The sequence below is a fragment of the Psychrobacter sp. GTC18467 genome, assembly GCF_055397455.1.
This window is the reverse complement of sequence record NZ_AP038920.1, coordinates 1,726,184-1,752,940: the sequence shown is the minus strand read 5'-3', so window position 1 is coordinate 1,752,940 and position 26,757 is coordinate 1,726,184. Positions and strand designations below refer to the sequence as shown.

General features: G+C 47.0%; 23 protein-coding genes. 13 read left to right on the top strand and 10 right to left on the bottom strand.

The genetic code is table 11. The features are described 5' to 3' along the window. The first annotated feature begins 8 nt into the window (after positions 1-8). A complete protein-coding gene (locus ACZ5XY_RS07645) occupies positions 9-695 on the top strand; it encodes a methionine ABC transporter permease (RefSeq protein ID WP_464740456.1) in 687 nt (228 codons plus the stop codon). A 200-nt stretch (positions 696-895) separates the two neighbouring features. After that, positions 896-1,894: a MetQ/NlpA family ABC transporter substrate-binding protein gene (locus ACZ5XY_RS07640; protein ID WP_464740454.1), complete on the top strand. Its 999-nt coding sequence runs from the start codon at positions 896-898 to the stop codon at positions 1,892-1,894. Positions 1,895-1,987: 93 nt separating this feature from the next. On the opposite strand, the gene ccmE is transcribed toward ACZ5XY_RS07640, so the two are convergent. From ccmE to ccmA, 5 genes are all read right to left on the bottom strand, one after another. Then, entirely contained in the window at positions 1,988-2,488 is a 501-nt protein-coding gene (ccmE, locus tag ACZ5XY_RS07635; protein ID WP_464740452.1) for a cytochrome c maturation protein CcmE, read from the bottom strand. A 108-nt stretch (positions 2,489-2,596) separates the two neighbouring features. Next, complete coding sequence (gene ccmD, locus ACZ5XY_RS07630) at positions 2,597-2,812, bottom strand: heme exporter protein CcmD (protein WP_464740450.1); 216 nt, start codon at positions 2,810-2,812, stop codon at positions 2,597-2,599. Between the two features lie 42 nt (positions 2,813-2,854). Then, complete coding sequence (ccmC, locus tag ACZ5XY_RS07625; RefSeq protein ID WP_320158404.1) at positions 2,855-3,643, bottom strand: heme ABC transporter permease CcmC; 789 nt, start codon at positions 3,641-3,643, stop codon at positions 2,855-2,857. 103 nt (positions 3,644-3,746) lie between these two features. Then, the gene (locus tag ACZ5XY_RS07620; protein WP_464740448.1) at positions 3,747-4,463 is read right to left on the bottom strand and encodes a heme exporter protein CcmB; all 717 of its coding nucleotides are present in this window, start codon (positions 4,461-4,463) and stop codon (positions 3,747-3,749) included. Positions 4,464-4,505: 42 nt separating this feature from the next. Beyond that, the gene (gene ccmA / locus ACZ5XY_RS07615) at positions 4,506-5,132 is read right to left on the bottom strand and encodes a heme ABC exporter ATP-binding protein CcmA (protein WP_464740446.1); all 627 of its coding nucleotides are present in this window, start codon (positions 5,130-5,132) and stop codon (positions 4,506-4,508) included. Between the two features lie 143 nt (positions 5,133-5,275). Between ccmA and ACZ5XY_RS07610 the strand changes: the two genes are divergently transcribed. From ACZ5XY_RS07610 to ACZ5XY_RS07600, 3 genes are all read left to right on the top strand, one after another. Then, on the top strand, positions 5,276-6,349 hold the full coding sequence (locus ACZ5XY_RS07610) for a hypothetical protein (protein WP_464740444.1): 1,074 nt from the start codon (positions 5,276-5,278) through the stop codon (positions 6,347-6,349). 77 nt (positions 6,350-6,426) lie between these two features. Then, entirely contained in the window at positions 6,427-7,233 is an 807-nt protein-coding gene (locus ACZ5XY_RS07605) for a type III secretion system chaperone family protein (RefSeq protein WP_464740442.1), read from the top strand. 53 nt (positions 7,234-7,286) lie between these two features. After that, the gene (locus ACZ5XY_RS07600; protein WP_464740440.1) at positions 7,287-8,195 is read left to right on the top strand and encodes a histone deacetylase family protein; all 909 of its coding nucleotides are present in this window, start codon (positions 7,287-7,289) and stop codon (positions 8,193-8,195) included. A gap of 47 nt (positions 8,196-8,242) precedes the next feature. Here the strand turns inward: ACZ5XY_RS07600 and coaBC are convergent, their stop codons facing one another. Then, positions 8,243-9,604, bottom strand: a complete 1,362-nt coding sequence (coaBC, locus tag ACZ5XY_RS07595; RefSeq protein WP_464740438.1) for a bifunctional phosphopantothenoylcysteine decarboxylase/phosphopantothenate--cysteine ligase CoaBC — start codon at positions 9,602-9,604, stop codon at positions 8,243-8,245. A 173-nt stretch (positions 9,605-9,777) separates the two neighbouring features. On the opposite strand from coaBC, the gene radC reads away from it, so the two are divergent. Together radC and ACZ5XY_RS07585 are read left to right on the top strand one after the other, a co-directional pair. Beyond that, entirely contained in the window at positions 9,778-10,458 is a 681-nt protein-coding gene (gene radC, locus ACZ5XY_RS07590) for a RadC family protein (RefSeq protein WP_464740436.1), read from the top strand. A gap of 282 nt (positions 10,459-10,740) precedes the next feature. Continuing rightward, positions 10,741-13,551 carry an acyl-CoA dehydrogenase gene (locus tag ACZ5XY_RS07585; RefSeq protein WP_464740434.1) on the top strand — a complete coding sequence of 937 codons (2,811 nt, stop codon included), beginning with the start codon at positions 10,741-10,743 and terminating at the stop codon, positions 13,549-13,551. Positions 13,552-13,653: 102 nt separating this feature from the next. On the opposite strand, the gene ACZ5XY_RS07580 is transcribed toward ACZ5XY_RS07585, so the two are convergent. Beyond that, complete coding sequence (locus ACZ5XY_RS07580) at positions 13,654-14,409, bottom strand: TSUP family transporter (protein WP_464740432.1); 756 nt, start codon at positions 14,407-14,409, stop codon at positions 13,654-13,656. A gap of 321 nt (positions 14,410-14,730) precedes the next feature. Here ACZ5XY_RS07580 and nhaA point away from each other — a divergent pair, with 321 nt between their 5' ends. Together nhaA and ACZ5XY_RS07570 are read left to right on the top strand one after the other, a co-directional pair. Continuing rightward, entirely contained in the window at positions 14,731-15,930 is a 1,200-nt protein-coding gene (nhaA, locus tag ACZ5XY_RS07575) for a Na+/H+ antiporter NhaA (protein ID WP_464740430.1), read from the top strand. A 27-nt stretch (positions 15,931-15,957) separates the two neighbouring features. Further along, entirely contained in the window at positions 15,958-17,277 is a 1,320-nt protein-coding gene (locus ACZ5XY_RS07570; RefSeq protein WP_464740428.1) for an oxygenase MpaB family protein, read from the top strand. A 93-nt stretch (positions 17,278-17,370) separates the two neighbouring features. On the opposite strand, the gene ACZ5XY_RS07565 is transcribed toward ACZ5XY_RS07570, so the two are convergent. Continuing rightward, the gene (locus ACZ5XY_RS07565; RefSeq protein ID WP_464740426.1) at positions 17,371-18,135 is read right to left on the bottom strand and encodes an NUDIX hydrolase; all 765 of its coding nucleotides are present in this window, start codon (positions 18,133-18,135) and stop codon (positions 17,371-17,373) included. A 301-nt stretch (positions 18,136-18,436) separates the two neighbouring features. Here ACZ5XY_RS07565 and ACZ5XY_RS07560 point away from each other — a divergent pair, with 301 nt between their 5' ends. Both ACZ5XY_RS07560 and ACZ5XY_RS07555 read left to right on the top strand, forming a co-directional pair. After that, positions 18,437-19,000, top strand: coding sequence for an NUDIX hydrolase (locus ACZ5XY_RS07560; protein ID WP_464740424.1), 564 nt, complete (start codon positions 18,437-18,439; stop codon positions 18,998-19,000). 47 nt (positions 19,001-19,047) lie between these two features. Beyond that, entirely contained in the window at positions 19,048-20,385 is a 1,338-nt protein-coding gene (locus ACZ5XY_RS07555) for a serine hydrolase domain-containing protein (RefSeq protein WP_464740422.1), read from the top strand. Positions 20,386-20,472: 87 nt separating this feature from the next. On the opposite strand, the gene ACZ5XY_RS07550 is transcribed toward ACZ5XY_RS07555, so the two are convergent. Beyond that, the gene (locus ACZ5XY_RS07550; protein WP_464740420.1) at positions 20,473-23,517 is read right to left on the bottom strand and encodes an insulinase family protein; all 3,045 of its coding nucleotides are present in this window, start codon (positions 23,515-23,517) and stop codon (positions 20,473-20,475) included. 420 nt (positions 23,518-23,937) lie between these two features. Here ACZ5XY_RS07550 and ACZ5XY_RS07545 point away from each other — a divergent pair, with 420 nt between their 5' ends. Further along, a complete protein-coding gene (locus ACZ5XY_RS07545; RefSeq protein WP_464740418.1) occupies positions 23,938-24,414 on the top strand; it encodes a universal stress protein in 477 nt (158 codons plus the stop codon). A 16-nt stretch (positions 24,415-24,430) separates the two neighbouring features. On the opposite strand, the gene ACZ5XY_RS07540 is transcribed toward ACZ5XY_RS07545, so the two are convergent. Further along, positions 24,431-25,381, bottom strand: coding sequence for a LysR substrate-binding domain-containing protein (locus ACZ5XY_RS07540; RefSeq protein WP_464740416.1), 951 nt, complete (start codon positions 25,379-25,381; stop codon positions 24,431-24,433). Between the two features lie 216 nt (positions 25,382-25,597). Here ACZ5XY_RS07540 and ACZ5XY_RS07535 point away from each other — a divergent pair, with 216 nt between their 5' ends. Next, complete coding sequence (locus ACZ5XY_RS07535; RefSeq protein ID WP_464740414.1) at positions 25,598-26,689, top strand: YeiH family protein; 1,092 nt, start codon at positions 25,598-25,600, stop codon at positions 26,687-26,689. Positions 26,690-26,757 lie beyond the last annotated feature (68 nt).

Below are 26,757 nucleotides of genomic sequence, written 5' to 3'. Positions count from 1 at the left end.
CACGATTTATGATTACCGGTTCAGAACTTTCTGCCTCCATCGACAAATTGGTTGCGCTGCGACCTGAAATTTTGCAAGCCACCATTGATACCTTTGTGATGCTTGGCATTTCAACCTTTGCGGCGATTGTCATTGGCGGTTTATTTGGTATTTTTTTATTTTTATCAAGCGACCGGCAGTTTTTGCAAAATAAAGTGCTTTATGGCATTTTGGGCGCCATCACCAACTTTATGCGCGCCTTCCCGTTTGTGATTTTGATGATTGCCATGAGTCCGCTGACCAAAACGATTATTGGCACGGGAATTGGTCCTATTGCTGCTTCCTTAGTTTTGGCGATTGCCGGCTCCTTTTATTTTGCAAGACTCGTTGAGCAAAACCTTCGCGAAGTACCGCGCGGCATTATCGAAGCCACCGAATCCATGGGCGCAAAGCCATTTACCATCGTTAAAGTATTACTTAATGAAGCGCGCTCGGGACTGGTGTTGTCGGTGACTATTTTATGTATCAGCTTGCTGTCGTATTCAGCAGCAGCCGGCATGATTGGCGGCGGCGGTTTGGGCGATTTGGCAATCCGCTACGGCTATTACCGCTACCAAACTGAAGTGATGGTATTTATCGTGATTATGCTGTCGGTCATGGTCATCGGCATTCAAGCCATTGGCAACTGGCTGGCAACGCGGCTGGATAAACGATAATTTAGTATTAAAAACTAACAATAAGCGCAAATTTTGATTCAAATTTAATCGTTATTGGTCATCATCTTGAAATTTATTCATGTTTTCATGCCAATTTGGACTTGAAACCGCGCTTGACTTTCAAGGTCAACGCAGTTAATTTTGAAAAGTTTACCATTGTCATTACCGCCCATTTTGCGATTTTACTTTAAGGATCATTTATGAAATTGACAGATATCAGCCGCCAATTGGCAAGCGCGTTTGCAGCCGTTGGGGTATCCGGATTGGTTCTCGTTGGTTGCAGCAACTCGTCAGCACCTGAAGCCACCAAAGAACAAGTTAACGAAACCGAGACGGCAGCAAGTGGCACGGCAAAAGGCGATATCGACCCCGAGCACACCAAAATCGTCATTGGGACGACTGAGGGCGACTTTGCGGATATGGTTCGCAATCAAGTCAAAAAATCGCTTGAAGACCAAGGTTATGAGGTGGAATTGGTCACCTTTACCGATTATGTTCGCCCAAACTTAGCCTTAGCCGAAGGCGATTTGGACATCAATATTTTTCAGCACAAACCATACTTAGATACCTTTAAAGCGGAAAACAAGCTTGATTTGGTTGAAGTATTTCAAGTTCCAACCGCGCCGCTTGGCATTTATTCGGGTAAAAAAACCAAGCTTGATGAGGCGTTTAAAGGCATGAGCGTATCCGCGCCAAACGACCCAAGCAACTTTGCTCGCGCCTTGGTGATGATGGATGATTTGGGCTGGATTAAATTAAAAGACAACATCGACCCGTTGACCGCCTCAAAAGCCGATATTGCGGACAACAGCAAATTCGACATTAAAATCGTTGAATTGGAAGCGGCGCAATTGCCGCGCGCCCGTGACGAGGTCGATTTTGCCATCATTAACGGCAACTACGCGACCGACGCTGGTATTAACTTAACCGAAGCGTTATTCCAAGAGCCAAGCTTTGCTTATATCAATTGGTCAGCGGTAAAAGCTTCTGACGTCGATAAAAAATGGGTCAAAGACGTCACCGAAGCTTACAATTCCGATGCCTTTAAAAAGTACGCTCACGACACTTTCCCAGGTTATAAATATCCTAAAATTTGGGGCGCGGATAATCAAGCAAACTTGGAAAATAGTCAAGAAAAATCGGTTGATACAGCCAAAGCTGACTCGGCTGCCCCTACTGAAGCTGCCAAAGCAAAATAAGCTTTTTCAGCAAGCCTTTTTTAATTTAGGATAATTAAAAACGCCCTTGGATTTGGGCGTTTTTTATTTTAAAGATTTTAGCGCTAAACAAAGTTACTGAACCAGCGTTGTGGTTTCATGAACCTTTTCAGCAGGCTGATATTGCTCTGACGGCGGGGTGACGCCATTGCGGTTATTGGCTTTGAGCGATTTGGCAACCTCAGGCGGCATATAGTTTTCATCGTGTTTTGCAAGCACTTCACTTGCCACAAAGGTTTTGCCTTGCATTTTTCCGGTAGCTACAACACCTGAATTTTCGGCAAACAAATCGGGCAAAATACCTTGATAAGTGACCGGAACGGTCGATTTAAAATCGGTGATGGCAAATTGAACGCTTAACGGGTCGTTGGGCGCGCGCTGAACGCTTCCTGCCACCACCATTCCGCCTGCGCGAATGCGCTTATCTTGCGGCGCTTCATTATGAGCAATCGCGGTTGGGTCAAAATAATAATCGGTTTGCTGACCGATGGCGTAAATAACCAAGGCGACCGCAATAGCAGCCCCAACAAGCGTAAACATCACCCACATTAGCTTTTTGCGACGAACGGCGTTCATTGTGCAACCTCTTAACTTATCTTACTGATATGATACCATTTTTTTAGCAATCATCATAAGTGATATCAACAATGATTTTGCTAAACATATAATATCGTGGGCTAAATGTTAATCGAGATTTTTTGGCGATTTTACTGATTTTTGGCGACCGGACTGGCGGATATCTTGAATGGCAAGCTGCTTGATGAGCGCCTGACGCTGACGGCGGCTATAAAGAATAAACCCGAGCATCACCCCAACGGTAATCGCCCAACACGACCAAACAAACGCGCCATGATTTCCCATCGCGATAAAATCGGCAAAATCATAAAAATAAGGCTGCATCAAGCACTCCTAAATGGTTTGAGTAGTTGGGGTTGGCAAAATCTACTTTTGGCGGCTGCGAACGTATTCTTTGACCCAAGCTTTACCTTGGTCACGGTATAAAATTAATGTATTGGTGCGGTAAATGGCAAGGGTGGCCACCAATAAATAACTGCCAATAATCATCAGCAAAAGGGGCATCCACATATTTGCTGACATTTTTGGCGCGGCAGTTAAAGTAAAGGTTGCGCCTTGGTGCAGGGTATTCCACCACTCAACCGAGTATTTGATAATGGGCAAATTGACCGCGCCGACAATCGATAAAATCGCCGCCGCCTTTCCGCGATTTGCCGTATGTTCAAAGGCAGCAAATAGCGCCATGACACCGGCATATAAAAACGCCAAAATCAGCATTGAGGTCAGCCTTGCATCCCAAACCCAATACGTTCCCCAAGTGGGTTTTGCCCAAATCGACCCCGTCAAAAGACTGATGACGCAAAGCAAAAACCCAATCGGCGCGATGGCTTGAGCCACCAAATTGGCGGTTTTAATTTTCCAAACCAAATAAATCACCCCCAAAACCGCTAAGGCAAAATAAATGGAGATGGCAAGGCTTGCTGCCGGAACGTGAATAAAAATAATCCGGTAGCTGTTGCCTTGTAAATAATCCGGCGGCGCAAATGCCAAGCCCCAAATACTGCCAATGGTCAAACAAATCGCCGCCAAAATGGCAAGCCACTTGACCCATGGCGCAAAAATCCGAAAAAACTGCTTGGTGCCAACGGTGGTCAAAAAACCTTGCCAAAGGCGCTGCCAAAAGCTCATTGATGACGCAGGAGTTGGGTTGGGCATGAAGATAAACCTATGTTTTAGCAGCAAATCAGCGACCTGCCAGCGTTAATAATCACCTGATTTCATTATAGCAATATTGCAAGATTTGTTCACGCTTGAACGCTTAATTCAGCCACGACATTTTAAGCGTCTGCGCGATCACCCAAGGCATCACAAGTACCGACACAATACTTCCGGCAAGCAGTAGCGCCAAAATGGGCAAACCGTTTAAGCCGGTGGCAAACAAATCGACCGCGCCGGTGGCAAAAATAAGTACCGGAAGCTGCATCGGCAGCGCAATTAACGGCACAAGCACCGCGCCGTTTTTTAGCGATAACGTCAAGCTACTGGCAATGGCTGACAGCATAAGCAGCATTGGGCTTCCGGTCAAAATTGACACCATTAAAATGCCGGTTTCAAACCAACTGAGTTGAAATAACGGCACGGCAAGCAAACTTAACAGCGCCACAATACCGCTGCTAAAAATCCAATGAATGGTTAAGCGAATGAGCACCCAAAGCGGCAACGACGCTTGAGCGACCACAAGCTGCGCCAGCGTGCCGTTATCAAGCGCCGGTTTAAACAGCCCATCAACGCCCATCACCAACGAGATGAGCGCCGCAATCCAAACCGCGGAAACACCCAAGCGCTGAAGCAGTTGCGGCTCGCTGCCAACGGCTAAGGGAAACAAGGTAATAATCACCAAAAACAGCACCAACGGATAGAGCCACTGAACCGCGCCTTGCTGCTTGACGTGCCACTCGCGCCGCCAAAGCTGCGCCAAACTGATACCGCACGATGCCGGACGGTGCACGGCGCTTTGCTCACGGGATTTTGCCATCACCCACCCTATTTATTAACTTTAAAATTGTTAAATCAATGGTTAAACCATAAACTCTGACAAATCAAGGTGGCGATTTGCCACCTTAACCGCTTGGTGACTGGTCATGAGTACCGCCCCGCCTGCTTTGCTAAACGCCAAAATTTGTGCTTCCATCTTCGCCACCATTGCCACATCAAGCGCGGTAAAAGGCTCATCAAGCAGCCAAAGCGGCGTCACCTCAGGGGTCATCAGCTTAAGCCGAGCAAGTGTAATTTTGCGAGTTTGCCCTGCTGACAAATGGTTGGACGACAGCATCTCAAAGCCTTGCAATCCCACCCACTCAAGCGCCTCGTCAATCTCTGCCTTTGATGGCGCAATGCCATATAAATTCAGCAAAAAAGTCAAATTTTGCTCAACGGTTAAATTAGGGTGAATGCCAAGCTGATGCGACACAAACAGCGGCTGAATCGGGATACTTTTTAGCCCTTGGTAATAAACTTCGCCTTGCAAAATTGGCAAAAGTCCGGCAAGCTGCATTAAAAGCGTGGTTTTTCCGGTGCCGTTTTCGCCGATGACATGGCAAATATCGCCGGAATGCAGCCTAAGCTCAACCGCCTCACAAAGCGGCATCTCACCGCGCTGAACGGTCAAGTCTTCTAAGGTTAACAGCGGTTGTTGCAAAGTCATGATTAGATTCTGCCATCGTTGAAAATTGGCGGCATATTGCACGCCTCGTCACTAAAGTTCGTGGCATAATAGCAAAATAACCACACCGGTTGCGACTTTCGTTGACCTGAATTGCCTATTTAGTATAACAAATTGCCGATATTATGACCTCAAATCCCAATTCTGATTTTAAGCCCGACTCCAAACCCAGCAGCCCTCAAAATCATGAGCCAAACCAACAAGCTGCCGCCTTGATTGCCGCGCAAGTGCCCTTTATGCAGTCTTGGCTAGCGGACAACGCCGACTTACTCATAAAAGACGCTATTGCTTGGCTTTATCAGCAGCCGATGACGCGCTATATCAGCCTTGATGATGTCCAAAAGCTGATGACCGACTGGGTGCTTGCTTATCCGTTAAGCGACGTTATGCGTCGCGATATCAGGCTTGTGCTGCAAAGTATTATTTACAACCCTGTTAACGATAATACGCCACTGTCTGAGCTCATTGACGACGCTCAAGTTGACCATCTTGCCCGTTATATAAGCCGTCATAAGCAGCAGCGCGCCGCTCTCATTCATGCGCTCATCGGCAATGATACCTTTGCCGATTTGTTGACCAAAACTTTACATCACGCCATCAACGACTTTATGGAAGGCACGCTGGATAAAGCCGGCGGCGTTGGCAAACTGATGAAAATGGGGCGCAGCTCCTTTGAGCGCGCCACCAACAAAAACCTTGATGACAAGCTTCAAGGCTACTTACACCGCAATATTAAAGAGTTAAGCCTGCGCGCGGAAGCCAATGCCAACGCTCATTTGTCCAACGATGAAGTGGCAAGGCTGCTGCTTAAAGGTTGGTCACGGATTAAAGAAACCCCGCTCAGCACCGCTCAAGATTACCTTAATAATGATATTAGCAACGATGACGACAACAACAGCATCGAGCATATTGAAGCCCATATCCATCAAAGCTTTAACCGGCTTCGGCAGTCCGATTATTTAAAAACTTTGCTCAAATCAGTTAGCGAATCATGGTATCACCATCATATCGATGACACAATCGGTCAACTTGCCGGTGCCCTTTATATTGATGATAAAGCGATTGACGCGCTTGCCAGTAAGCTTGCCCCACTTTGCCATGATGCTATTGCAAGCCCTGTTTTTGCTGACTATTCCCATCAAATGCTTAGCGACTTTTATCAGCAGCCGGAGATTCAAAAACTGCTTGATAAGTCTTAAAGTAGTAAGTTTGGCGGTGGATTTTACAATTAATTTTTATCAGCAGCGCTGATATTTTGACCCAAAGACCCTTTTATATGAGTCAACCTTCTAAAATCAGCGTTTGGCAAAAAATCAAACAGCTTTTGCAAAAAAAGACTTCAGAAAATGATGAGGCAAAAGGCGCAAAAGCTGACGATGCTGCCCTTACGCCCGAAAACTTGTCACCAAAAAAGCCGGCGGCTGACCAAAATGAGGCCCATGCAAAAGCGCAAAATACGACAAACCAAGATGCGGAGAGCTTGGAAAAAAGCTTGGAAAACAACACTCCTGCGGACGATGAGTTACCATTTTTTGACCGCCCAACCGAGTCCGATGCCACGCCGATTACCGATTTTATCAAAGGCTACTTTGAGCAAAAACAGTGGCATTATACTTATTATGCGCCGCGCGATAATGACTCGCAGCAGTCGCATCATTTGTCCTTGCGAATGAAAAATAAAGACATTGACTGCGGCTATTTGTTTCGCGTTCAAGAAAACAACCATTTTTTGGCAGTTTATGGGATTTTGCCGTTTTTAATTCCAGAGTCGCACCAAAGCGCGGCGATGCTGCTTATCACCCAAATTAACTACGATATGATTATCGGCAACCTTGAAATGGATATCAATGACGGCGAAGTTCGCTACAAAAATGCCATTGATATTGAGGTGCTTGGGCTTGATGAGGACATCATTGAAAGCCTGCTGCAAAGCGTAGTGGCGATGACCACGGTTGCCTTTGAAATTTTTAGCGATTTAATTAACACACCAAGTCCATCAAACGACTTGCCAACGCTGCTTGAAGAGCTTCACGCTGAGGCACAATCGCGGACGTTTTTTTTACCAACCGAATTTGTCCAGTAACTCTTTTAAAAACGATTTGACCTTTTTTATTTAAAAAAATCATTTGAACCATTATGCTAAAAATTGCTTACTCTGAGGTGTTTCGCTACCAAGTCCCTGAAAAACACCGCTTTCCCATGCAAAAATACACCATGATTCCTGAGCGCTTATTGAAGGAGGGCACAATTACCACGGACAACTTTTTTGCGCCAAAGCTTTTAAGCGAGGAGGAGATTTTAACCACGCACACCGCAGAATATTGGCACAAGTTAAAAACCCAAACGCTAAGCGCTAAAGAAGCGCGACCGATTGGTTTTGAGATGACACCGGAGTTGGTCACTCGCGGTCGCTACATTGCTCACGCCACTTATGAATGCGCGCTATTTGCAAAAGAATTTGGCGTGGCAATGAACGTGGCAGGTGGAACCCATCATGCCTTTGCTGACCACGGCGAGGGCTTTTGCGTGTTTAATGACGTTTGTATTGCCAGCAATTTGCTGCTGTCTCGCGGCGAAGCATCACGGATTTTGATTGTCGATTTGGACGTTCATCAAGGCAACGGCAATGCGGCAATCATGACAGATGAGCCGCGCGTGTTTGTGTTTAGCATTCATGGTGCAAAAAACTATCCGTTTCGCAAGCAGATTTCGGATTTGGATATTGAGCTTGCCAACGACACGGGAGATGCAGAATATTTACAAATTTTGCAGGATACGTTGCCAAAATTAATCAGCGACTTTCAGCCGGATTTAATTTTTTATCAATCGGCGGTTGATGTTTTGGCAACGGATAAACTGGGTAAATTGGCGCTGACGCCTGAGGGCTGCCTTGCTCGTGATGAGATGGTATTAAACTTGGCAAAAGACGCGCAAATTCCGGTAGCAATTGTGATGGGCGGCGGCTATTCAGAAGACATTAACGATGTGGTTGAAGCGCACTGCAATACCTTTCGCGCCGCCCAACGCATTTTTTTTAATAATTAATTTTTTTAATAACTAAATTTTTAACCGATAGTTTTTATAAAAATGGCTTAGTTGCGGTTATCGCGATTAACCATGGTCGCCCCAATTAAGCTGACCAACTGCTGAGCAATGTCATCTTTAGATGCTTTATCTAAATTAACGCTTGCGGTTTGATAGTTTTCCGCAAAAAAGACTTGCATGGCGTTATTGTCACTGGCAAAACCAATATCGGCGCGCGACACGTCATTGCAAGCAATCATGTCTAAGTCTTTATCAATAAGTTTCTTTTTCGCGTAATGCTCGACATCTTGAGTTTCTGCGGCAAAGCCGACGACAAATAAGTCCGGATTGGCATTTGAAATGGTGGCTAAAATGTCAGGGTTTTTGACCAATTCTAGCGTCATGGTGTCTTGCGTTTTTTTGATTTTTTGCGGGGCAGCATCGCGGGTTCGGTAGTCGGCAACGGCAGCGGTGGCAATAAAAATATCGGCAGCTTTGTTTTGGCTGAATTGGTCAGCAGCAAAGTCGTGGTCATGGTCACAGCCGCAATCGTCGTGGTGGTGTTCATGATGATGGTGATGATGAACATGGTCATGGTCGTCATCATTGGCAATGAGCGCCGGATGCGTTCCGGCAACGCAAGCGGTTGCCGCGTTGAGCATATCATCAGCAGACAACACATCAATTCGGGTCACGCCAATTGGCGTTGGCAGCAAAACTTTCCCACCGACAATCAGCGTCACCTCTGCCCCTGCCGCTACGCAAGCTTTTGCCAAAGCAAATCCCATTTTGCCGGAGGAATGATTGGACAAATAACGGACAGGGTCAATGGCTTCAACCGTAGGTCCTGCGGTGATGACCACGTGTTTTTCTGCTAAAGATTGCGGCGTGCTAGATTGAGCAATAAATAGCTGAGTTTGCGCAAGCAGCGATTCGGGTTCAGGAAGCCGACCTGCGCCCACATCGCCGCAAGCTTGGATGCCGCTTTCAGGTGGGATGATATGGTAATTTAAATCGGTTAAGGTCTGAACGTTAAGACTGACCGCTGGATGCGACCACATTTGCTGATTCATCGCTGGGGCAATCAGCACCGGCGCGGTGGTGGCAAGGCAAACGGTAGCCAGCAAATCGTCCGCCATTCCCATGGTAAGCCTTGCTATGGTGTTTGCCGACGCCGGCGCAATAATGACCAAATCCGCCCATTTGGCAAGCTCAATATGCCCCATTCCGGCTTCAGCCGCCTCATCAAGCAAGCTTAAATGCACCGGATTGCCGGTCAGCGCTTGCAGGGTTAATGGGGTGATAAACGCTTGCGCGCCTTGAGTCATAATCACCCGAACGTCAAAGCCTGATTTAATCAGCAACCGCGCAAAAACGGCGGATTTATAAGCGGCAATTCCGCCGGTAATGGCAAGGACAATATTGGTCATAAGCGTTTTTCAGTATTAAAAAAGACGATATTAAAAAAGCAAAAATAGTAAAAGGGCAAAAATTGCGCTTATAGTATCAATTTTGCTTGAAATTGGGTAATATTTTGCACAATTTATTCTAACCCACGACAAAATTTTATTCCTATAAATTTTATCATTTTAAAAGGCAAATCATGGCAATCAAAGACTGGCATGAGGACGACAGACCGCGCGAAAAGCTGCTGAAATTGGGCGCGGCAAGCTTAAGTGATGCAGAAATTTTAGCGATATTTTTGCGAACCGGAACGGCAAAGCTAAGCGCCATTGATTTGGCTCGCGAGTTGATTGCGCAATTTGGTAGCCTTGCCAATTTACTTGCCGCGCCAAAAGACACCGTTTTGGCATGTCATGGCATCGGGATTGCCAAATACGCGCAGATTATGGCGTCGCTTGAAATGGGCGTTCGCTATTTGGACGGTCAGCTAAAATCCGGTCAGCATTTTGCCCAATCAAGCATGGTCAAAGACTACCTTCGCGCCAAGCTTGCCTGCGAGCCGCGCGAGGTATTTGCCGTCATGTGCTTGGATGACGCGCTTGGACTCATCAACTTTGAGATATTATTTACCGGTGGCATATCAAGCTGCTCAGTTTGCATCAAGCACGTGCTTCGTCACGCCATTAGCCATTCAGCAAGCCAGCTGATTATTGCTCACAATCACCCAAAAACCTCAGCTGCGCCCTCCAGCGCTGACGATGACTTAACTTGCCAATTAAAAGCCGCTTGCGAGCTGATTGACCTAACCTTAGTTGACCATATTATTGTGGGCTCTGGTGAGGTGTTGTCTTATAAAGAACTGAACCGCGCGCCGTTTTAGATTGGATTTAAACGCCGCTTAACGAGGGGTTAAACCGCTGTTAAAACATAACTGGATACAGTTTTTGACATTCGTTAGCACAATCCCCCTTGATAGTTGCTCGCGAATATTTCATATTGCTTACTAATTGTAGCTAAAATTGCGCTCGTATTGCTAAAATTTGCGCCATCAGCAGGTATTTGGTAATTTAAGCCTTTAAAAAATCAAGCATAAAACGATTATTTTAATATTAACCAGCAATGACTGCTGACACTTATTTTTATTATTTTTGGGGAGGCCGTCATGGCGATTGGCTTATTTATTTTGGCAGTAGTGATTGAGTTGGCAATGATTCTAGCCCTCTTTTTGCTGTCATTATCGCGATTGACGGGCAGTATTTTTGCGCTCATTACCGTAGCCGTTTGTGCTTTTATTAGCCCGTGGTCGCTGATTTTAGGGCTGCCAATTGCGCTGTTGTGCTTGGTGCTTTTAATTTCCCCACTTCGGCAAAGTCTGATTACCAAGCGCGTTTATAAAATTTTGGCAGGGGCGATGCCAAGCATGAGCGACACCGAGCGCGAGGCGTTGGACGCCGGAACCAGTTGGTGGGAAAAAGAGCTGTTTATGGGTGCGCCCAATTGGAACACCTTTGCCAATTATCCTTATCCTAAATTGACCGCTGATGAGCAAAGCTTTTTGGACAATGAGGTTGAGACGCTTTGCCGGATGCTTGATGAGTGGAAAATTCAGCATGAATTAAAAGGTTTGCCTGATGAGATTTGGCAATTTATCAAAAACAATGGCTTTTTGGGGCTAATTATTCCCAAAAAATTCGGCGGTCTTGAATTTTCCTCTTACGCGCAAAGCCGAGTGATGAGTAAAATTGCTTCGCGCTCGCCAACGGCGGCGGTCAGCTGTATGGTGCCAAATTCCTTAGGACCGGGTGAGCTGCTCATGCATTATGGCACGGACGCGCAAAAACGGCGCTGGCTGCCCGGTCTTGCAAAAGGTGAGGAAATTCCGTGCTTTGGGCTTACCGGTCCTGAAGCAGGTTCGGACGCAGGCGCGATTCCGGATACGGGAGTGGTTTGCTACGGTAATTTTGAAGGTCGGCAAGTCTTGGGACTTAACATGAATTTTTCCAAGCGCTGGATTACGCTTGCGCCAATTGCCACTGTCGTTGGTCTTGCCTTTAAATTGTATGACCCCGAGGGGCTTTTGGGCGACCCTGAAAAAACCGATTACGGCATCACTTGTGCCTTAATTCCGGCAACTCACGAGGGCGTCATCACAGGAGCGCGCCATAACCCAAGCGGCTCGCCGTTTATGAACGGTACGGTCGATGGCAAAGATGTGTTTATTCCGCTTGATTACATCATCGGCGGCGTTGACAATGTCGGTCGCGGTTGGCGGATGTTGATGGAGTGCCTAGGCGTTGGTCGCGGCATCTCCTTGCCTGCGCTATCAACGGCGGCAAGTGAAATGAGCTACTTAAACGTTGGCGCGTTTGCCAAAATCCGTGAGCAATTTAAAATTTCGGTCGGTAAATTTGAAGGCGTTCAAGAAGTCACCAGCCAAATGGCAAGCCAAACCTATATGCTAGAAGCGTTTCGCCATTTGGTCACTTGCGGATTGAATCAAGGCGGAACGCCCTCGGTCATGACCGCCATGGCAAAATACTACGCCACTGAAACCATGCGTGAGGTCATCAATGGCGGCATGGACGTGGTCGGTGGCCGCGCCATCCAAATGGGACCGCGCAACTTTTTATCAACCGCCTACCAGTCTATTCCCGTTTCCATCACCGTTGAGGGCGCAAACATTTTAACGCGCTCGTTGATGATTTTTGGTCAAGGGGCAATGCGCTGTCACCCGTATTTGTTTGATGAGTTGCAGCTTTTGCAAAGCGACGATAAACAGACGGCGCTCAAATCCTTTGATGAGTTATTTTTTAAACATTTAGGCTACACCTTTAACCGCGGCGCCAAAGCCTTTGTGGCAGGTTATACCGGCGGCAGCAGTCACGCGCCGATTTTTGTAGATGCCTTCACGCGCCCCTATTATCAGCACATCAACCGCTTAAGCGCCGACTTTGCATTGACGGCGGATATGGCGCTTGGGCTTTTAGCCGGTGATTTAAAACGCAAAGAAATGCTTTCAGGTCGCCTTGCTGACATTCACGGTCATTTATTTATTGCCACTGCCATTTTGCAATTTTATCAAAACGGCAGCAAGTCCGTTGCCGAGCGCCTTCACGCTGAGGTCGCCTTAAAAGACAGTCTTTATACCATTCAAGAGGCGTTTTTTAGCTTTTATGCCAACTTCCCTAACCGCTTTGCTGCCAAATTGGTTCAGTTTGTTGCCTTTCCAAGTGGTCGGATTTTTGCGCCCGTCAGCGATGAGTTAAAACAAAAACTTGGCGACACCTTTATGGAAGATTTTGAGGACAACCCATTCCGCGATTATCTTAAATCCATGATTTATTACAACACTGAGCCGGATGACGTGACCGGTCGCTTGGAAAACACCTATCAAGCCTTACTTGCCGTTGAACCCTTATGGCATAAATTTAAAAAGGCAGAAAATAAAGGCAAGTTTGAGGGCTTAACCTTTGAAGACCACGTGGTTGAGGCCAGTCAAAACGGCATCATTAGCGAAGAAGATGCCGAAGTGCTGATTCATTATAATGCGCTGCGCTTTGACTCCTTGTTGACTGATGTGTTTGACGCGCAGTTGTGGCACGTTCAAGAGCGCCATAATCCGCATACATTAGACAACGCCGTTCAGCAGTTGACCAATTACGCCGAGGTTAAAGCCGCCGCACAGCAGCGGCATGGCGTCACCCGTCAACAGTCACACGACAAGCCAACGGGCGATGACAACCCTGACCATGGCTACGAGCAAGACGGTGAGGTCAAAAAAACCAGCGAACAAAACACAGCAGAAGAAGTCCGTAACCAAGCCGATTTCGTTCACGACAACCCCAATGCTGAAGCCTTAAGCCACCGCCACCGCGATGCTGAGCACACGCTCAACGAGCGCATGAGCCAAAATCATTCCGGCGCTGCGGCTGAAAAATGGCAAGATGGCTTACGCCGTGACGATGACAAATAAGCTTTAAGACCATAATTTTAAAACAATAAAAAAAGCAAGCTCGATGATGGCTTGCTTTTTTATGCTTATTTTTTATCAATGAATCTTAATTTTTAAATGGTATCAGCTTAAAACGTATTTGGTCACCATCGCCAAACACACCAAAACAATCACTGGCCTGATTAAGCGGCTGCCACCTTTAATGACCATTTGCGAGCCAAAATACGCGCCAAGGGTTTGCCCAACCATCATTGCAAGCCCGACTTTCCAAAGCACGTTGCCGCCAATAATAAAAAATATCAGCGAGCCGATGTTACTGGCTAAATTAAGCATTTTAGCCGCACCGGTCGCTTCAATAATGGTTCGACCCCGAAGCGCCACGTTACCCAGCGCAAAAAACATCCCTGTTCCCGGTCCCATATAGCCATCGTAAAAGCCAATAATCGGTGAGATGATTTTTTGCCAAACGCCCTCGGTCACTTTGGGCTCTTTTCTGACCTCACCGATTTTGGGCGCAAGCAGTGTATAAATGCCAATCGCCGCAATCAAAAACGGAATTAATTTTTCCAGTAAATCAGGCGGCGACAATTGAACGGCAATCGCGCCAAATACAGAGCCGATAAACGAGGCAATAACCGCCGTTTTGATGGCTTTTGGGTCAACCACGCGCCGGCGAATCATGGTAAGGGACGCGGCAAACGCGCCGGACGAGGCTTGCAGTTTGTTGGTGCCAAGCGTCATCACCGGCGGAATGTTAGCAAGCAGCATGGCAGGGATGGTCAAAAGCCCGCCGCCGCCGGCAATGGCATCGATGAATCCTGCCAGCGCGGCGACACCTGCCAGCATTAATATAATCTCAATTGACAATGATACGTCCATGTCTCAACCTTTTCATTAACGGGCAAAAATGCTTGGAAGTTGGCACTCATTTGACTGCCTACTTGGCATTTAACTACAAATTTAATTTTGCTAAAAAAAGCGGCAAAGCTGAAAATCGCGGTGCTTTTTCACTTGGCGGCGTGATTATTAATAGTTTGACAACAATTAGTTTGGATAGGCTGCAAAAATGAACAATCCTTGCGTAAAATTGCGCTTATTATACGGTTAAAGGCACAGAAAAAGCCAAAAGGCAGCGGATTTTTGCTAAATTTAATAAAACTTACGATAAAAGTTAATTTTGACTGAATTAATGAGGATAGTATGGCACTTCGACGACTAAAGGCATTTTTTGAGCTTGAGGCAGCAGGGGGCATCGTGCTGGCTTTGGCGGCAGTGGCGGCAATGATTATTGCCAACACGCCTTTGGTAACTTGGTATGAATCGTTTGTTCATGCGCCCGTTGCTATCCAAATCGGTCAGCTTGCCATTGCCAAAGACGCCCACCACTGGATTAATGATGGCTTGATGGCGGTGTTTTTTTTCTTAGTGGGACTTGAGCTCAAGCGCGAAGTGCTCATTGGCGAATTATCCAACGTGAAGCAAATCATCTTGCCGGCTGCCGCTGCCCTTGGCGGAATGATTATGCCGGCCATTGTTTACGTGGCGTTTAACCATCAGCATCCTGAGTATTTAAAAGGTTGGGCAATCCCGACCGCCACCGACATTGCCTTTGCCCTTGGCATTTTAAGCTTACTTGGCAACCGCGTTCCCAATGCGCTCAAAGTCTTTTTGGTATCGATTGCTATTTTTGATGACATCGGCGCGATTATCATCATTGCGCTGTTTTATACCAGTGACTTGTCGTTCAGCTCTTTAGGGCTTGCCGCGCTGTGTTTGCCGTTTTTATACCTACTTAACCGCAAAAACGTCACCGGAATCACGCCTTATGTACTCATCGGCGTCATCATGTGGTTTTTGGTGTTAAAATCCGGCATTCACGCGACCCTTGCCGGCGTTGTTTTGGCGCTATTTATCCCGATGTTTGACAAAACTGACCCTGAGCACTCGCCGCTTGAGGAATTGGAGCACGATTTACAAAACACCGTTTCTTACGGGATTTTGCCATTATTTGCTTTTGTGAATTCAGGGGTTTCGTTACAAGGCGCAGGGATTGGCGAGTTGCTGCACCCTGTGCCGCTTGGTATTGCCGCAGGGCTGTTTATCGGTAAGCAAGTCGGCGTTATGATTGCTTGTTGGCTGATTTTTAAATCAGGGCTGTCGACCATGCCGCAAGGGGTCAATTTTAAACAAATTTATGGCGCAGCGCTCCTTTGCGGCGTTGGTTTTACCATGAGCTTATTTATCGGCGGTCTGGCGTTTGGCGGGGCGACGGCAGGGTTTGATGAGCGCCTTGGCATCATTATGGGGTCGATTGTGTCGGCGATTGCAGGTTATATCATGCTAAAAATCAGTCTTAAAAACTCAGTCAGTCAAAATACGCTCGATTTAACGCGCTCATAACAAGGTTTAAAAAAGGTAGCAGAGGTCATGCCAACGTCTTATCTGAGTCACGGTCGCACCACAGCGGTGGACGACCACAAGGATTTGCAAGTGTTACGGCGAATCAAGCGTTATTTATTGCCAAAAGACTTTGCTATCTCAAACGAGTTATTGCTTGAGCTGGCTCAAGGTTATGATTTAGGCGACCCGCTTGCTGACCCGTTAATTCAAGATGGGATTAAATTTGCCAAGCCATTACAAATGCAAATTTTAAAGCCAAGTAATAACCATGAAAAACCCAAGTTAAAAATCGACTTAAACCGACCGGAATTTCATCAGCTTTACCAAACGTTTAGCTGCCATCCTGATTGGTTTGACCCAAAGCTTGCCGCCATTGGCGCAGCAGCCTATCGGCGCTATCCATTGATGCTCATTTGGCTACTTCGAAATGTGGCGTTAATGGCAGGCTATAGCATTCCGGCGTTGTCGTTGCCTTTAATTCAAACCGGAGCTTTGGTTCATGACGCGCTGCCACGCTTGATGCGGACTTACGCTTATATTTTAGCGATTTCTGAATATCCAAATTGTGATAACCGTCACGACCATCATAACCATCATAACCAGCAAGCCAAATTTGCCTTTGATACCGTGCTTGCCGTTGGCTCTGAGGGTTGGCGGCAGTCTATCAGCGTTCGACAAATTCACGCCCTTGTCCGCCATAAGCTGCTCACTGGAAAACTAGCCGTTCCCGAACTTGCCAAAAACGCCGCTCGCACTCAAGCGGATAATCTTTGGAATACCGATTACTGGGGAATTCCCATCAACCAAACCGACATGGTTGCCACTCATTTGCAATTTTCGCTACTGATTATGCGCGGATTGCAACTGCTTGGCGCTCGCATCAGTCGCGAGGAAGCAGCAGGGATTTTGCATTTATGGCAGCTTGCCAGCTTTTGGCTTGGCGTTGATTTAAAGCGTCTGCCGGAAAATGAAACGGCGTGTTGGGAATGGCTTTATACCTATTTGTCCATTCAGCAGCTTGATTTTGAGGTGGGGCGACCGCTTGCCAAAGCGCTTCACGACTTGCCAAGCCAATTGATGGGCGAGGACAACCGCCGTGGTCAGTTTGTCGAGCTCGTTAACGCGAGCGTCACCCGAACTTTGGTTGGTGATGACATTGGCGATGGGTTAAAGCTGCCCAAGTCCAAATTGCGCTTTGGCGTACTTTCTGCCGTGCCGATTTTATTTGCCCTTGATACCGCAAGACTTCACAATGACAAAGCGGCGCAAAAACTTGAGCAATTTCGCGCCAAACGGCAGGACAACATGAACTGGTGGCTGAAAAAAAATGATGACTATTATAAGTAGCAGTTATAAATAAGCGTCAAAATGAAATTAAAAGTTTAAAAAGTACAATGAAAGAAAAACAAGTTTCAGCTTAAAAATAAAAGCCCTAAAAAATTACGGCGCTAAGCGGTAATACCAATCAAACTTGCGGTCAAAACCGACCTCAAGAAGGCTGGCAATCACCCGACCGGTCAATCCCCAAACGGTTTCGCCATCAACCAAAAAGCTTGGGGTAACAAGGGTGGTCGGAACGCCTTGAATGGGATAGCGGATTTGATATTCGGTCAGCGGCTGATCAATAAGCTTGCCAAAATCTGCCCAAAATATCCGCGCAATCTCGCCAAGCTCAGGAACTAAAATCAAATCAGGGTCAACCAGCGCCACAATCGGGCGAACGCTCAAGCCGCTTTTGGACAATTGCGCCGGCAGCTGACCGAGGATGTTCACTCGGCTTGGCGGCAGCGCGGTTTCCTCGCAAGCTTCGCGAAGGGCGGTGACGACGTTGTTGCCATCGCCAAGCTCAAACTTACCACCGGCGCAGCACACCTCCCCTGCATGGCTGTTTAAGTTCGCGGCGCGGCGAGTAAGTAGCAATCTTGGCTTTGCCTCATTGGTAATCGCCACCAAAATCGAGGCATCGGCAATGGGCGTTTGGTACAACTCATTTAAAATACGCGAGCTTAATGCAATCTCATGGTCTTGATTTAAAGGGTCTTGATTTAAAGCTGTAAAATCAAGGCTTTTATTTTGGCAAAGCGTTTGCAATATCGGTGCTTGTAGCCTTTTGGCAAGCTGACAAAGTAGCGGCTGCGAAATACCACTTGGCAGCAACACACTTGGCTTATCAAATCGCGCGGAATGCGCCGCCATCGTCATCATCACCCCCTTTGCCGTAAAGTTCGTTTGAAGCTTGTCAGTTTTACCAAATTGCCATTTAGCTAACCATAGCCCTCAGTTAGCCATAACCTCCAATTTTTCTTAAAAATGCTGTAATCCTGTAACCCAAGCTAAGCCTTGCCCAATTCTATGTTATCTTGTTTTATGCTATCTTCCTAAGATGACGGTTTGGTTTGCCAAAATCAAGCGCTGATTGGGTTTTGGCAATGCTAAAAAGCATCTCAAAAATGCACAACCCACAACGATTATAAAACTTATCTTTAGCAAAATTAAGGCAGGGATTATGCAGTATTGTCTTCAATGCGGTCACCAAGCTGAGGTCAAAATTCCGGCAACGGACAACATGCCGCGATTGGTTTGCCCAAGCTGCCACTACATTCATTATGAAAACCCCAAAATCATTTGCGGCTCGCTTGCGGTTTTTGAGGACAAAGTGCTGCTTTGCCGCCGCGCCATTGAGCCGCAATACGGGCTTTGGACGATTCCAGCAGGATTTATGGAAAATGGCGAAACCATCGCTGAAGGCGCTGCCCGCGAAAGCTTTGAAGAGGCAGACGCGGTGGTCATTAACCCAAATCTTTACTGCCTTTTTGACATCCCTGATATCGGTCAAATTTACATCATTTATCTTGCCGATTTAAAAGACGGCGCGTTTGGCGTGGGCTCTGAAAGCTTGGATTGCGCGCTGTTTAGCGAAGATGAGATTCCTTGGGATAGCCTTGCTTTTGAAGCCGTTAAAAGAACGCTCAACTGCTATTTTGAAGACCGCAAGCACTGTAAAACGCTTGCCGAGTTCCCCGTTCATCAAGACATGATTGACAAAGACCAAAGCATTAAACGCTATTAAAAATAATAAAATAAGTCATGATAAAACGTCATAAAGAGGCAATAAAAATGATAAATAGAACGCGCTTAAAATATTTAACCCTGACGGCAGCATTGATGACAAGTTTTGGAGCAATGGCAATGGAGCCACCGAAAAACACTTCGCCAAAACCGCCCTTGTCCGCTGCCGACTCCGACCCCAATAAACTGGGCTGGATGCAAGGCTTTCCGCCGCCAAAAGACAAGCTGATTATGCAGCCAGAATCGGACTTTTTTAGCTTTCCGAAACTGCGCTGGACGGTTTGCCACATTCGCGAGCTGATGCCAACCACTGAGGTCAGCCGCGGCATTGGCGCGCCGACCACCTTTGATTATGCGCTAGATAACAAAATTGACGCCATCAGCTTTACCCCAACCGGCAGTAAAAAACCGATGACGTGGCGGCAATCATTGGACGCCAACTACACCGATGGCATCATGGTGCTGCATCACGGCAAAATCGTTTATGAGCGGCAAAACGGCTGCTTAACACCGCTTGGCAATCATGCTGCCATGTCGATGACCAAATCGATGACCGGACTTTTAGCGCAAATCTTGGTTGATGAAGGCGTTTTAGACGATAAAAAACTGGTGGCAAGTATTATTCCTGAATTAAAAAATAGCGGCTTTGGTGACGCCACCGTCCGGCAAGTGATGGACATGACCACCGCCCTTGATTACAGCGAAGACTATGCCGACCCTGACGCCGATATTTGGGCGTATTCAAAAGCGGCAAGCCCCCTACCAAAACCTGAAGGCTATACCGGCGCGAACGGCTACCTTGAATATCTGCAAACGGTGAAAAAAAATGGCACTCATGGCGCGGAGTTTAACTACCGAACCATTAACAGCGACGCGCTTGGCTGGATTATCTCGCGCGTCACCGGAAAAGCGGTTGATGACTTATTGTCCGAGCGCATTTGGCAAAAAATTGGTGCGGAGCAAAGCGCTTATATGACCGTTGACGCCAAAGGTACGCCATTTGCCGGTGGTGGCTTGAGCGCAGGGCTTCATGATATGGCAAAGATTGGTCAATTGATGCTCAATCATGGCGTCATCGATAATCAGCGCTTATTTCCGGCAAGTGTCGTTGAAAATATCGCCAAAGGCGGCGACAAATCTGTCTTTGCCAAAGCTGGCTACAACCAACTACCAAACGGCAGCTACAAAAGCATGTGGTGGCTGTTTAACAACCCAACGCCAATCTTTGCCGCTCGCGGTGTCCACGGTCAGACCGTTTATGTCGACCCTGCCGCCGATATGGTCATCGTTCGCTTTGCGTCATTTCCAGTGGCAAGCAACAGTAAAATTGACCCAACGTCGCTACCGGCTTATAAAGCTTTAGCAAATTACCTGATTCAAAAATAACGCTCAATTGATAACAAAGCAAAAATTCCACGTATAAAAAACCGCTCAATGATGAGCGGTTTTTTTATTTTTGCGATTTAACAGCGCTTAGCTTTTCACTTTACAAACCTCAAAGCCTGCATTTTTAACGGCATCTTCTTTATCATAAGGCGCAAGAACCGCGCGCGTTTTTGGCTTATCTTTTAAATAAGTGGTCGCCACCCGTTTTAAATCGTCAATAGTGACCGCCAAAATTGCCGCTCGCATTTTACGTTGCCAATCAACGCCGCGCTGATGCAAATCGCTAAAGCAAGATTTTATTGCCTCGCCTGCGGGTGAACCCGGTTTGTCCATTCCAGAAATAATTCCTAAAATGGCTTCCTCTAACTGCTCATCCGATTGCGGCGCAGTTAATAACCAAGCGATACTTTGCTCGAAATGCTCAAAGGTCGCCTCAAAGTTCGGGTCGCGGTAGCTGAAAAATTTAAACGCGCAAGCATTGGCATCATAGCCCGCGCCGCCGCCATAAGCGCCGCCTTTTTCGCGGATAGCGCTGTGCAAGTAGCCGTTTCGCAAGTACGGCGCAAGTACCATGAGCGCGGCAGTGTCCGGATGGTCAGCCGGTGGTACTTTATAAGCGCTGGCATTATGATAAACGTTGGTTGCCACCAGCCAAGCCAAGTCGGTTGCCATTGTGTTGTCGTTGTCATTACCTTGAATATTGATATCATCAATAGCTATTTTGGCAAAATCGCTTGGAATTTGGCGGTTTAAATCGTCAAAATCGGCGGATTTTTTATCATCCTGCCAGCTTTTTACAATCAAATCACTAAGTCTTGCCGTTTCATCCGGCTCACAAACGATGATGGCAAATTTAGCAAGGCTGGTAATTGACTTATGCAGCGCCATCAAGCCTTGCGCCAACTCATCCCAAACGCTGCTGTCTTCATTGGCATGCGCCAAAAAGTCTTTAAGCGTATTGAGCGCAGGAAGTCCGCCACGAGCATATTCAAGCCTTGACTGACGGCTCATGGCGCGGCTTGCGGTTTGCATGGCGTAAGCGTGACCGGCGCCAGAAAGCCGTGATTGCCAACTGGCGGCGCGCTGCTGCAAGATTTCTTTAATCCGGCTTTGCTCAGTGAAAATACTGTGCTCCATCACCTCTTTTACCAAGTCAATGGCTTCAGGCTTGCGGTTAAGCGCTCGGGTTGCCACCACAAAATAGCTGCTGATGTCGTCGCGATTGTCAATTGCGGTTCGCTGACTGATTCGCGCGGTCACGCCGGACGATTGCGCCGCTTGTTTGGCTTGAAATTCAAGCGCGCCTATGCTATCTGTACCAAGCTCGGACAACAAGCTTAAATAAATCGGCAATAACGGATGGTTAATAATGTCATCGGCAGGCAGCGCGGCGGTATCTACGCCGTCAACGGTTGGGGTCAGCGGCGTGACCACTTGATAATAATAAAGCCCGTTGGTTCCGGCATCATATTCAAAAATGCTGCTGTCGCGAGCGCTTAATTGAACCGCCTTTTTGCGACCTTCAATAAAGCTAATGTCGGCTGGAACGTCTTCTAACCCCACCTTTGGTAAGAGGCTTAAATCATCCGGCATCGCTTGACGTTCAGCCAACGCTTGCTCTTGAGCGCGAAGTTTCGCTTTGGCGTCATCATCCAAGTTTTTGGCGATGTTATCCAAGCGTTGTTGTTCAGCGGCGGCAAGTTTTGCCGACTTTTGGCTGTCCGGTTTTAGCGTTACTCGAACGCGGTGCGGGTTGTCAATCAAATGGGTTTTAATTAAATTGGGTAGCCAATTGGCATCTTTCACCTGCTCACGAAGCCAAGCCAAATGCGCGTCAACTTCCCAAACGTCCACCGGATTGCCGTCGTGAATGGCGGTACTAAAGCCCTCAAGCATCAGATTTAGCCCATAAGGCATGCTGTCGCCGCCGATATGACGCTGGTCAATCTCGATTTGGTGCAAAATGGTCTCGATGGTGTCGTCATCAATGGGCTTTGAGGCGACCTCTTTTAGCAAGTCCAAAATGCCGCTTTCAACCGCTTCGGCGTGTTCAGGTTCTGAGCCGCGAAGTCCGGTATAAAACACCATTTCAAAATGGCTGTCATCAAGACCTAGCAGCGGACTTGGCGCCGTTCCCAAAGGATGGCTGTCAAGATACGCCCGCAGCGGCGACCCTGCATGCTCAACCAAAACGCCCTCAACCAAGCGCAGTGCCAAGCGCTGCTTTGGGTCGGTGATGCTAGGCAGCAGCCAAGCTACCACGTGATGGGTCTGCTTTTCGCCGTCGGTGTCCGCCGTGTAAGTTTCCACCGCGCTGATTGGCGCAGTTAACCGCTGCTCGGCTTTTGAGCTGTGCTTTTGACCTTGATCAAAGCTCGCTAGCGCATCGTCATGCAGTTTTGCTTGCGTTTTTGCCACCGGAATATTGCCAAAGCTCATAATCACGCTGTTTGAGGGATGGTAATGGCTTTGGTGAAATTCAAGCAACTCCTCATGGGTCAAATCCGGAATATCGGCAGGGTCACCGCCGGAATTGTAATGATAGGTCGTCGTTGGGAACAAGTGATGCGCCACCGAATGATAAAGCTGGTCAATCTCGCCGCTCATCGCCCCTTTCATCTCATTAAACACAATGCCTTTAAATTGCGGTTTGTCCTCGTCATCAAGCTCAACGCGGATGCCCTCTTGCGCAAAATCAAGCGGGTGAATATTGGGAAAAAATGACGCGTCCAAATACACCGCAAGGAGATTAAAATAATCGTTTTCATTTTGGGTGGCAAACGGATACGCCGTCCAATCCGCCGCCGTCATCGCATTCATAAAGGTGTTTAAGGAGCGCTTAATCATCGAAAAAAATGGGTCGCGAACGGGGAATTTTTTTGAGCCGCAAAGCGCCACGTGCTCCAAAATGTGCGCCTCACCCTTTGAGTCCATCGGCTGAGTTCGAAAGCCGACCAAAAACGCATTTTCATCGCTTGGGTGCGCCAAATGGTAATGCATCGCGCCGGTTTTTTTGTGGCGGCTAATCAGCACATCTAAGGACAGCGCTTCAATGGGACGATGTTCAACGAGTTCAAATTCAGGATGCAAGGTCAAATCAGGAGGGGCAATTGCGGTTTTTGGGGTCGTCATAAGTATCCTTTTAAGGTGAATTACCCATAATCATTCATAAACTACAAGGGCAATCTTAAAAAAAATAGTTTCGCCTTTTTGCAAAACTATTCTTTTGGCGAAAAATTAAAATATCGAACGTTCGGTAATCTTCAAATTTATTGGCAAAACGGTCAATGAAAAAAGAATTTGCCTTGCGCCATTATATGCGGCTTTAAAAGCGATAAGTCAAGCAGACCCCCAAAATTTGGCGTAATTTTTCAAAATCGTCATAACGATGATGGCGATAGCCTTAATTTTTGCTAAGCAATTTGTTAATACAATCACGACAATTTAAACCCTTATTACTCTTAAAAAGCCTCTTAACAGCCGCCGAAAGGGGTGCTATAGTAAAGTTGAACAATAATAATAATAACGAGCGGCAAGCTTAAGGAGCAAGGTATGCATTACAAACATATTTTACTGGTAACTGACCTTTTGGACGACGCCGACATTGTGGCGCAAAAAGCCAAGCATATCGTGTCAAACCGCCCTGAGTCCAAATTGTCCGTGCTGCATATCGTCCGTGACAGCATGGTCGGCTTTGGCTATGAGCTGGTTCCTGCTTCAAGCCTTTATGACAAAATCGATGATGAGCGCTGCCAAGAAGCGCGAGCAAAATTGGCGCAGTTTTTGGACAGAAATGGGCTTCATAATGTCAACTCCGAAGTGACCACCGCCATTTCTAACAGTGAAGGCATTGTCAATTATTGCCATAAAAACGCCGTTGATTTGCTCGTCATTGGTCGCCATGAGCGCCACGGCTTAGCGGCTTGGCTCAATGGCGCAACCGCGGACAATATTTTGCCCAATGTGCCCTGCGACAGCCTTGTGGTGCGCTTGGAAAAACCCATCACCAAGCCAAGCCAATCGCTATAACCCATGAAGGCTTGCGCTAATCGCTTTGCACCAAGTCCAAAAAGCGCTGCCAAATTGGACTTTGGTGCCGAGCTTTGTGCCAAACGAGCCACCACGAGCGCGCAAGGTCAATGCCCTTGACCTTTACCTGAACCAAGCTGCCCTCAGTAAGCTCACTGTCAATCACAATTTGCGACAAGCAGCCAATGCCAATGTCAGAGAGCACCATATTTTTAATGGCTTCTGATTGCTGAATTGCCATCAAATTGATGCTGTCAGGAAGCTGCTTTAAAAGCTGCTCATCGATAACTTGCCGCGTCCCCGACCCCATCTCCCGAACCAGTAGCGGCACTTTGCCAAGGGTATCTTTATCCATCTCATAGCAGTTTTGTGCCTTGTCAAAATAAGCTTGCGCAAGCCATCGACTGTCAGGCCTAGCAAACAGCACCAAATCATCCGTCCGCCAAGCGCGGCGCTCAACCGCGTGGCTGTCCTCAGGTCGCGGCATCCCCTCAACCAGCGCAATATCAATATTCAACTGCTCAACATCGCTGACCACCTCTTGGGTATTGGCAATAAAAATCTTAATGTCAGCGTCGGGCATGACCTCATAAAGCTTGGCAAGGATGCTTGGCAGCACATAATTGCCAATCGTGGTGCTCGCGCCAATGGTTAAATGACCGGCTTTATGCTGATAATAGTGCTCAAGCGATTGAGCCTGCCCCAAAATTGCTTGCGCTTGAATAAAAAACGCGCGAGCGTTTGGGTGCGGATTGAGCGTCCGCCCAACGCGCTCAAACAGCGGCATTTGCAAACGCTCCTCAAGCATCATCAGCGCACTGCTTACCGCCGATTGCGACAAATTCAAGGCAACGCTCGCGCGACTGGTGCTGCCAAGCTGATAAATACTGACAAATACCGCCAATTGCTTAAGCGTAATTTTCGGAATCGGCTGCGCATTGGCAACCATAACCTGCTGCTGAGTCATGGGCTTTCCTAAAAACTATTTTAAAAAATCATTGTAAAAACAATAGCCTTATTTATAACGTTATTAACCCAGAAAATCGATAGATATTATCTTTTTAATCTGTTTTTATTATTAATTATCTTATCTTATAATATATATAAATAAGCTTATGCCAAATTATCAATTGCTTTGATAACTACTGGCTAAGCAATCAAATTTTAAGATAGGACAAACCTTATGAGCGCGATTTCTCAAGCAGTCACCGGTTATGTCCCGCGCGGACGACATTTGGCGGGGCTTGTGGTCGTATTGATTGGCAGTATGTTTTGTTTGTGGCTCAACACGCAGCTTAACATTTGGTCACATGGCAAAATCGTCGGACTCTCCTCGTTAACGCTTGCCATTTTAATCGGAATGGTGATTGGTAATACCATTTATCCTAAGTTTGCAGAAAATCTTGGCGACGGTGTCATTTTTGCAAAAGGTCAAATTTTGCGATTAGCCATCATGATGTATGGTTTTAAATTGACCTTAACCCAAGTGGCAAGCGTTGGCATGCCTGCCATTATGAGCGATGCTTTGGTGCTCAGCTCTACTTTTTTAATCACTTATTTTTTGGGAACCAAGTGGCTCAAAGTCGATAAGCAAACCACCATTTTGATTGGTTCAGGAGCAAGTATTTGCGGGGCAGCGGCGGTGATTGCCGCAGAACCTGTGGTCAAAGCCCAAGCCCATAAAGTCACCATTGCGGTGGCGACCGTGGTGGTCTTTGGCACGATTGCCATGCTGTTATACCCCTTTTTATACCATTTAGGTTGGCTTGGCTCTTGGCTTGGTGCCCAAAACTATGGCGTTTATACCGGCTCAACCATTCATGAGGTCGCGCAAGTGGTCGTTGCCGGAAACGCCATCAGCGCTGACGTTGGCAATACGGCAGTGGTCACTAAGATGATTCGGGTGATGATGCTTGCACCGTTCTTATTAATCTTATCGTTTGCGTTAACCCCAAAAGCTGAGAGCGCAGTCAGCGGCGAGTCACCCTCATTTTTTGACCGCGCCCGTCAAGTTAGAATTCCTTGGTTTGCGTTTATCTTTATTGCCATCGTCTTTATTCACACTTGGGTCAATATGACGGAAAGCTTTGAGCATGCGATGGTATTTACCGATGATTTACTGTTGACCATGGCGATGTTTGCCTTAGGCTTGACCACCCATTTAAGCGCGATTAAACAAGCCGGCGCAAAACCCTTATTGTTAGGCGCGATTATGTTTGCTTGGTTAATCATCGGTGGCGGTTTAATCAACAGTTTAATTAGCTTTTTTAATTAAAATAATTCAATATAAATCATTTTAATAATTTATCGCTGGTAGCCACCGTATCAGCGATTTTTTTGGCT

Coding starts and splice junctions, on each gene's coding strand:
- ACZ5XY_RS07545 (WP_464740418.1), top strand. CDS start 23,938: ATGCATTACAAACATATTTTACTGGTAACTGACCTTTTGGACGACGCC.
- ACZ5XY_RS07535 (WP_464740414.1), top strand. CDS start 25,598: ATGAGCGCGATTTCTCAAGCAGTCACCGGTTATGTCCCGCGCGGACGA.
- ACZ5XY_RS07585 (WP_464740434.1), top strand. CDS start 10,741: ATGGCGATTGGCTTATTTATTTTGGCAGTAGTGATTGAGTTGGCAATG.
- ACZ5XY_RS07620 (WP_464740448.1), bottom strand. CDS start 4,463: ATGGCAAAATCCCGTGAGCAAAGCGCCGTGCACCGTCCGGCATCGTGC.
- ACZ5XY_RS07645 (WP_464740456.1), top strand. CDS start 9: ATGATTACCGGTTCAGAACTTTCTGCCTCCATCGACAAATTGGTTGCG.
- coaBC (WP_464740438.1), bottom strand. CDS start 9,604: ATGACCAATATTGTCCTTGCCATTACCGGCGGAATTGCCGCTTATAAA.
- ccmC (WP_320158404.1), bottom strand. CDS start 3,643: ATGCCCAACCCAACTCCTGCGTCATCAATGAGCTTTTGGCAGCGCCTT.
- ACZ5XY_RS07550 (WP_464740420.1), bottom strand. CDS start 23,517: ATGACGACCCCAAAAACCGCAATTGCCCCTCCTGATTTGACCTTGCAT.
- radC (WP_464740436.1), top strand. CDS start 9,778: ATGGCAATCAAAGACTGGCATGAGGACGACAGACCGCGCGAAAAGCTG.
- ACZ5XY_RS07540 (WP_464740416.1), bottom strand. CDS start 25,381: ATGACTCAGCAGCAGGTTATGGTTGCCAATGCGCAGCCGATTCCGAAA.
- ACZ5XY_RS07560 (WP_464740424.1), top strand. CDS start 18,437: ATGCAGTATTGTCTTCAATGCGGTCACCAAGCTGAGGTCAAAATTCCG.
- ccmA (WP_464740446.1), bottom strand. CDS start 5,132: ATGACTTTGCAACAACCGCTGTTAACCTTAGAAGACTTGACCGTTCAG.
- ACZ5XY_RS07570 (WP_464740428.1), top strand. CDS start 15,958: ATGCCAACGTCTTATCTGAGTCACGGTCGCACCACAGCGGTGGACGAC.
- ACZ5XY_RS07580 (WP_464740432.1), bottom strand. CDS start 14,409: ATGGACGTATCATTGTCAATTGAGATTATATTAATGCTGGCAGGTGTC.
- ACZ5XY_RS07640 (WP_464740454.1), top strand. CDS start 896: ATGAAATTGACAGATATCAGCCGCCAATTGGCAAGCGCGTTTGCAGCC.
- ACZ5XY_RS07600 (WP_464740440.1), top strand. CDS start 7,287: ATGCTAAAAATTGCTTACTCTGAGGTGTTTCGCTACCAAGTCCCTGAA.
- ccmD (WP_464740450.1), bottom strand. CDS start 2,812: ATGCAGCCTTATTTTTATGATTTTGCCGATTTTATCGCGATGGGAAAT.
- nhaA (WP_464740430.1), top strand. CDS start 14,731: ATGGCACTTCGACGACTAAAGGCATTTTTTGAGCTTGAGGCAGCAGGG.
- ccmE (WP_464740452.1), bottom strand. CDS start 2,488: ATGAACGCCGTTCGTCGCAAAAAGCTAATGTGGGTGATGTTTACGCTT.
- ACZ5XY_RS07605 (WP_464740442.1), top strand. CDS start 6,427: ATGAGTCAACCTTCTAAAATCAGCGTTTGGCAAAAAATCAAACAGCTT.
- ACZ5XY_RS07610 (WP_464740444.1), top strand. CDS start 5,276: ATGACCTCAAATCCCAATTCTGATTTTAAGCCCGACTCCAAACCCAGC.
- ACZ5XY_RS07555 (WP_464740422.1), top strand. CDS start 19,048: ATGATAAATAGAACGCGCTTAAAATATTTAACCCTGACGGCAGCATTG.
- ACZ5XY_RS07565 (WP_464740426.1), bottom strand. CDS start 18,135: ATGATGACGATGGCGGCGCATTCCGCGCGATTTGATAAGCCAAGTGTG.